Origin of the sequence: Mycobacterium sp. E3198, from assembly GCF_001667015.1 — a bacterium.
In the GTDB taxonomy this organism is placed as follows: domain Bacteria; phylum Actinomycetota; class Actinomycetes; order Mycobacteriales; family Mycobacteriaceae; genus Mycobacterium.
Genome location: NZ_LZIS01000012.1, coordinates 71,353 through 77,625 on the forward strand (window position 1 = coordinate 71,353; position 6,273 = coordinate 77,625).

Here is a 6,273-nt window from a genome sequence, read left to right on the forward strand (position 1 = left end):
AGCGACATAACCCATGGCTGAAGTTTTGGTGCTCGTCGAGCACGCCGAAGGCGCCCTGAAGAAAGTCACCTCCGAGCTGATCACCGCCGCCCGTGCGCTGGGCGAGCCGGCCGCCGTCGTGGTCGGCAAGTCAGGCACGGCCGCGCCGCTGGCCGACGGGCTGAAGGAGGCCGGCGCCGCCAAGATCTACGTCGCCGAGTCCGACGACGCGGAGAACTACCTGATCACCCCGGTCGTCGACGTGCTCGCCTCGCTGGCCGAGTCGAACTCGCCCGCCGCGATCCTGCTGTCCGCCAACGCCGACGGCAAGGAGATCGCGGGCCGGCTCGCCGCCCGGATCGGGTCCGGCCTGCTGGTCGACGTGGTGGGCGTCCAGGAGGGCAACAAAGCCGTGCACTCGATCTTCGGTGGCGCGTTCACCGTCGAGTCGCAGGCCAACGGCGACACCCCGGTGATCACCGTGCGCGGCGGCGCCATCGACGCCGAGCCGCAGGCCGGCGCCGGTGAGCAGGTCACCGTCGAGGTTCCGGCGCCCGCCGAGAACGCCACCAAGATCACCGCCCGCGAACCGGCGGTTGCCGGTGACCGCCCGGAGCTGACCGAGGCCAGCATCGTGGTCTCCGGCGGCCGCGGCGTCGGCAGCGCGGAGAACTTCAATGTCGTTGAGGCGCTGGCCGATTCGCTGGGCGCGGCCGTCGGCGCGTCGCGGGCCGCGGTGGACTCCGGCTACTACCCGGGCCAGTTCCAGGTCGGCCAGACCGGTAAGACGGTGTCCCCGCAGCTCTACATCGCGCTGGGCATCTCCGGGGCGATCCAGCACCGCGCGGGCATGCAGACGTCCAAGACGATCATCGCGGTCAACAAGGACGAAGAGGCGCCGATCTTCGAGATCGCCGACTACGGCGTGGTGGGCGACCTGTTCAAGGTGGCCCCGCAGCTGACCGACGCGATCAAGGCCCGCAAGGGTTAACCCTTCCGGCACGACCCCGCGTAAAAGCCCCTGACACCCCGGCGTGTCGGGGGCTTTTACCTTTGTTCACCCAGCGCATATCTCGTCATCTGACGTGCACCGACACGTCAGCGCGGCGATGCCGATTAGCTCATCGATTACGCGACGTTGGTTGCCATGAGCATCGCTTCTGTCCTGATAGCCAGCGATGAGCCGGACGGCGCGGCGGCCGGCCCGGCCGGGCCGCGCTATTCGCTGTTGCTGTCCACCGACCCCAGCCTGATCGAGGCGGCGCAGCGGCTGCGGTACGACGTGTTCAGCAGCACACCGGGATTCACCCTGCCGACGAGCGGCGCGGCGCACCTCGACGTCGACCGGTTCGACGAGCACTGCGACCACCTTCTGGTCCGCGACGACGACACCGGCGAGTTGGTGGGTTGCTACCGGATGCTGGCGCCCGCGGGCGCCATCGCGGCCGGGGGGCTTTACACCGCAACGGAATTCGACGTGCGCGCCTTCGACTCGCTGCGGCCGTCGCTGGTGGAGATGGGGCGCGCGGTGGTTCGGGATGGCCACCGCAACGGCGGCGTGGTGCTGCTGATGTGGGCGGGCATCCTGGCCTACCTGGACCGCTACGGCTACGACTACGTGACCGGCTGCGTGTCGGTGCCCATCGGCGAAGCCTCCGACGGTGACGTGCCGGGCAGCCAGCTGCGCGGCGTCCGCGACTTCATCCTGGACCGGCACGCCGCCCCGCCGCAGTACCGGGTGCACCCGTACCGGCCGGTCCGCGTCGGCGGGCGGGCCCTCGACGACATCCCCGCGCCGCCGCGCCCGGCGGTGCCTCCGCTGATGCGCGGCTACCTGCGGCTGGGCGCCCGGGTGTGCGGCGAGCCCGCGCACGACCCGGACTTCGGGGTCGGCGACTTCTGCGTGCTGCTGGACAAGCGACGCGCCGATATCCGATATCTGAAACGGCTGCGGTCCGTGTCGGCGGCCGCCGACATGGTGGGCGGCGCCTGATGGCCGTCGCCGGCCACTCCTGGCTGCCACGCGCGACGTGCGACGGCGGCTGCGTGGCTGTCGGCCCCGCCTCGCCGAGGTGGCGGGTGGTGCTGCGGGTGACGCTGCGCGTCATGCTGGCGCTGTTGCTGGCGCCGGTGGTGCCGTTGGCGCTGGTGCCCCTGCCGGGCCAGGTGCGGGTGCAAAGGTTCTACTGCCGGGTGGTGCTGCGTTGCTTCGGTGTCCGGATCAGCGTGTCGGGCAGCCCGATCCGGAACCTGCGCGGGGTCCTGGTGGTGAGCCCGCACATGTCGTGGCTGGATGTGTTCGCCATCGGGTCGGTGCTGCCCGGGTCCTTCGTGGCCCGCGCCGACCTGTTCGGCGACCTCGCGGTGCGCCTGCTCAGGATCATCCCCATCGAACGCGCCAACCTGCGCCGGCTCCCCGGGGTGGTCGACACCGTCGCGCACCGGCTGCGCGCGGGCCAGACGGTGGTGGCGTTTCCGGAGGGCACCACGTGGTGCGGGCTGGCCTGCGGGTCGTTCTATCCGGCGATGTTCCAGGCGGCGATCGACGCCGGTCGTCCCGTGCAGCCGCTGCGGTTGACCTACCACCACGTCGACGGCTGCGTGTCGACCGCCCCGGCCTTCGTCGGGGACGACACCCTGTGGCGGTCGATGTGCCGGTTGCTGGCGGTGCGCCGCACGTGGGCGCACGTTCACGTCGAATCTCTGCAGCTGCCGGGCACCGATCGGCGGGCGCTGGCCCGCCGTTGCCAGTCGGCGGTGGGCGTGGGGGTGCCGCAGCGCCCGGGCCGGCGCCATGTGCTGGTGGCTTAGCTAGCCAGACCTGCAGGTATCGTGGGGCGCGTCATGGTCTATCTCGATCACGCCGCCACCACCCCGATGCACCCCGCCGCAATCGAGGCGATGACGGCCGTGCTGGGCACCGTCGGCAACGCGTCGTCGCTGCACACCAGCGGCCGGGCGGCGCGGCGGCGGATCGAGGAATCCCGCGAGCTGATCGCGGCCAAGCTGGGCGCGCGCCCGTCCGAGGTCCTGTTCACCGCGGGCGGCACCGAGAGCGACAACCTGGCCGTCAAGGGCATCTACTGGGCCCGGCGCGCCGCCGATGGCCAGCGCCGGCGCATCGTCACCAGCGAGGTCGAGCACCACGCCGTGCTGGACTCGGTGAACTGGCTCGTCGAGCACGAGGGCGCCGAGGTGACCTGGCTACCCACCGCCGCCGACGGTTCGGTGCCGGCGGCCGCGCTGCGCGAGGCGCTCACCCGCCACGACGACGTCGCGCTGGTGTCGGTGATGTGGGCCAACAACGAGGTCGGCACCGTGCTGCCGGTCGCCGAACTGGCCGCCGTGGCGGCGGAGTTCGGGGTTCCGATGCACAGCGACGCCGTGCAGGCGGTGGGGCAGTTGCCCGTCGACTTCGCCGCCAGCGGGCTGGCGGCGATGAGCGTCACGGCCCACAAGTTCGGCGGTCCGCCCGCCGTCGGGGCGTTGCTGCTGCGCCGCGACGTCACCTGCGTGCCGCTGTCGCACGGCGGCGGCCAGGAGCGCGACATCCGTTCCGGCACACCCGACGTCGCCGGCGCCGTGGGCATGGCGGTGGCGGCCGGGATCGCGGTGGACGGGCTCGAACCCAACGCCGCCCGGCTGCGGGCGCTGCGCGACCGGCTGGTCGATGGGGTGTTGGCCGGCATCGACGACGTCAGCCTCAACGGCGCCCGCGACCCGTCCCCCGCAAGCGGGAGGTACCCCCAACGGCTGCCCGGCAACGCGCATTTCACCTTCCGCGGCTGCGAGGGCGACGCGCTGTTGATGCTGTTGGACGCCAACGGGATTGAGTGTTCGACCGGTTCGGCCTGCACGGCCGGTGTCGCGCAGCCGTCGCACGTGCTGACCGCGATGGGCGCCGATCCGGCCAGCGCCCGCGGATCGTTGCGGCTCTCCTTGGGACACACCAGCGTTGACGCCGACGTCGACACCGTATTGCGGGTGCTGCCCGGGGCCGTGGACCGCGCCCGACGGGCCACGCTGGCCGCCGCGGGGGCGCCGTAAGTGAAGGTCCTCGCCGCGATGAGTGGTGGCGTCGACTCGTCGGTCGCCGCCGCCCGCATGGTCGACGCCGGGCACGACGTGGTCGGCGTGCACCTGGCGCTGTCCTCGGCGCCGGGCGCGTTGCGCACCGGCTCGCGCGGCTGCTGCTCGAAGGAGGACGCGTCGGACGCGCGCCGCGTCGCCGATATCCTCGGAATCCCCTTCTACATCTGGGATTTCGCGGAGAGGTTCTCCGCCGACGTGATCGACGATTTTGTCGAGTCGTACGCCCGCGGGGAGACGCCCAACCCCTGCGTGCGGTGCAACCAGCGGATCAAGTTCTCCGCGCTGTCGGCGAAAGCCCTTGCGCTGGGCTTCGATACGGTCGCGACGGGACACTATGCGCGGTTGTCGCACGGGCGACTGCGCCGCGCCGTCGACCAGGACAAGGATCAGTCCTACGTGCTGGCCGTGTTGACTGCCGAACAGTTGCGGCACGCGGCCTTTCCGATCGGCGACACCCCCAAACCGCAGATCCGGGCCGAGGCGGCCCGGCGCGGGCTGGCCGTCGCGGACAAGCCCGACAGCCACGACATCTGCTTCATCCCGTCGGGGGACACCCGGGCCTTTTTGGGCGAGCGGATCGGGGTGCGCCGCGGGGCCGTCGTCGCGGCCGACGGCGCCGTGCTGGCCACCCACGACGGCGTGCACGGTTTCACGATCGGGCAGCGCAAGGGCCTGGGCATCGCCGGGCCGGGACCCGACGGCCGCCCGCGGTACGTGACGTCCATCGACGCCGCGACGGGGACGGTTCGGGTGGGCGAGGCCGCCGACCTCGACGTCCGCGCGCTGGTCGGGCGGTCCCCGGTGTTCACCGCGGGGACCCCGCCCCGGGGCCCCGTCGAGTGCGCGGTGCAGGTCCGGGCGCACGGCGAAACGGCCGGAGCCGTCGCCGAGCGGGTGGACGACGAGCTCGTCGTGCGGTTGCGGGTCCCGCTGCGCGGGGTGGCGTGCGGCCAGACGCTGGTGCTGTACCGCCCGGACGCCGACGGCGACGAGGTGCTCGGCAGCGCCACGATCGCCGCTACCTCGCGCTGAGCGCCGCGCTCCAAGAATTCGTTGAGGATGCGCCAAGGGCCGTCGTGCAGCCTTTCCGTGACAGCCAGGAAAGGAATCGGCAGACATGAGCACACACCAGGTCGCGGCGCGGGAGGTGCCGACAGTTCAGACCAACGCCCTTGCCATCGCGGCGTTCGTGCTGAGCCTGATGGGCATGTACGGCAGCCCGATCTTCAGCGGCGTCCTCGCCGCCGTCGCGCTGCGCCAGGCCCAGCACCGCGAGCAGAGCGGTTACGCGCTGGCGGTGGCCGCCCTGGCGGTCTCGGTGGCCTTCACCGCCCTCCACGTCGTGATGTGGATCCACTGCGGTCGGCCGAATTTCGAGCTGTTCACGACGGCGCACTGGTGAGCTAACCGGGCACGTTGGCGGTGATGTTCGTCATCACGATGTCGGACACCGATTGCGCGAAGCCGCAGAACGTGACCTCCACCATGGCCACCGACAGCACCCGGTAGTCGCGCCCGCAGCCGCCGGGACCCAGGTGCAGCGAGTTGGCGTTGGCCGTCCAGTCACCGACCAAAAGCTGGCCCGACGAGCCGCCCGCGCAGTTCCCGACGGCGGTCACCAGGGCGCCGAAGGCGCGCCGCGCGGTGTCGACGTCCGGATAGGCCGCGGCGCCCTCGGAGATCAGCGCGCCGTCGGGCGGGTCCTGGAACGTGGTCTTGTGGAACTCCTCGATGTCGGGCCCGAACGTGGCCGTCTCGGCGTAGAGGAACCGGCACTCGGCGGGCGTGGTGTCGGCGAGCGCGTCGATGTCCACCGGCCGGCTGCCGTCCATCGAGGGAATGATCGTCAGGTGCTCACCGGCGCCGGTGATCGCGCGCATCCGCGGCTGGTCCAGCAGGATGGTGTCGACGTTGACGCCCTGCACGCCCTTGGCGCCGGGCCCGAACCCCGGCAGAGCGGTGCCGCCCACCACCCGGGTGCATGCCGTCAGCAGCACCGCGCCGCATACCAGCAGCCGCCCCGTGAGTCTCGCTCCGCGCCACACCCTTCGCACCCTTCTGGGCATTGAACCTACCCGCCCCACACACCCCTGGCGACCGGCGTGCGATCCGACGTCGAATACGGTTGGCCGGTGAGTGTTTTCGCGACCGCCAGCGGCGTCGGATCCTGGCCCGGCGTCGCGGCCCGCTCGGCCGCCGAGG

At 71.9% G+C, this 6,273-nt stretch carries 7 protein-coding genes; 6 read left to right on the top strand and 1 reads right to left on the bottom strand.

Annotated features, from left to right (window positions below; translation table 11 throughout):
* Nucleotides 1-13: 13 nt before the first annotated feature.
* The 6 genes from A5673_RS02265 (at nt 14) to A5673_RS02290 (ending at nt 5,473) form a co-directional block, all read left to right on the top strand.
* The gene (locus A5673_RS02265) at nt 14-970 is read left to right on the top strand and encodes an electron transfer flavoprotein subunit alpha/FixB family protein (protein WP_068226869.1); all 957 of its coding nucleotides are present in this window, start codon (nt 14-16) and stop codon (nt 968-970) included.
* A gap of 156 nt (nt 971-1,126) precedes the next feature.
* Nucleotides 1,127-1,972: a GNAT family N-acetyltransferase gene (locus A5673_RS02270; protein ID WP_068226870.1), complete on the top strand. Its 846-nt coding sequence runs from the start codon at nt 1,127-1,129 to the stop codon at nt 1,970-1,972.
* Nucleotides 1,972-2,790 (top strand): 1-acyl-sn-glycerol-3-phosphate acyltransferase, encoded by an 819-nt coding sequence (locus tag A5673_RS02275; RefSeq protein ID WP_068226871.1) that lies wholly within the window; start codon nt 1,972-1,974, stop codon nt 2,788-2,790. Before A5673_RS02270 ends, A5673_RS02275 begins: the two co-directional genes overlap by 1 nt.
* A 33-nt stretch (nt 2,791-2,823) precedes the next feature.
* Complete coding sequence (locus tag A5673_RS02280) at nt 2,824-4,026, top strand: cysteine desulfurase family protein (protein ID WP_068226872.1); 1,203 nt, start codon at nt 2,824-2,826, stop codon at nt 4,024-4,026.
* Nucleotides 4,027-5,103 carry a tRNA 2-thiouridine(34) synthase MnmA gene (gene mnmA / locus A5673_RS02285; protein ID WP_197518264.1) on the top strand — a complete coding sequence of 359 codons (1,077 nt, stop codon included), beginning with the start codon at nt 4,027-4,029 and terminating at the stop codon, nt 5,101-5,103.
* A gap of 85 nt (nt 5,104-5,188) precedes the next feature.
* Nucleotides 5,189-5,473 (top strand): hypothetical protein, encoded by a 285-nt coding sequence (locus A5673_RS02290; protein ID WP_068226873.1) that lies wholly within the window; start codon nt 5,189-5,191, stop codon nt 5,471-5,473.
* 1 nt (nt 5,474) lies between these two features.
* On the opposite strand, the gene A5673_RS02295 is transcribed toward A5673_RS02290, so the two are convergent.
* Complete coding sequence (locus A5673_RS02295; protein ID WP_231970796.1) at nt 5,475-6,116, bottom strand: sensor domain-containing protein; 642 nt, start codon at nt 6,114-6,116, stop codon at nt 5,475-5,477.
* Nucleotides 6,117-6,273 lie beyond the last annotated feature (157 nt).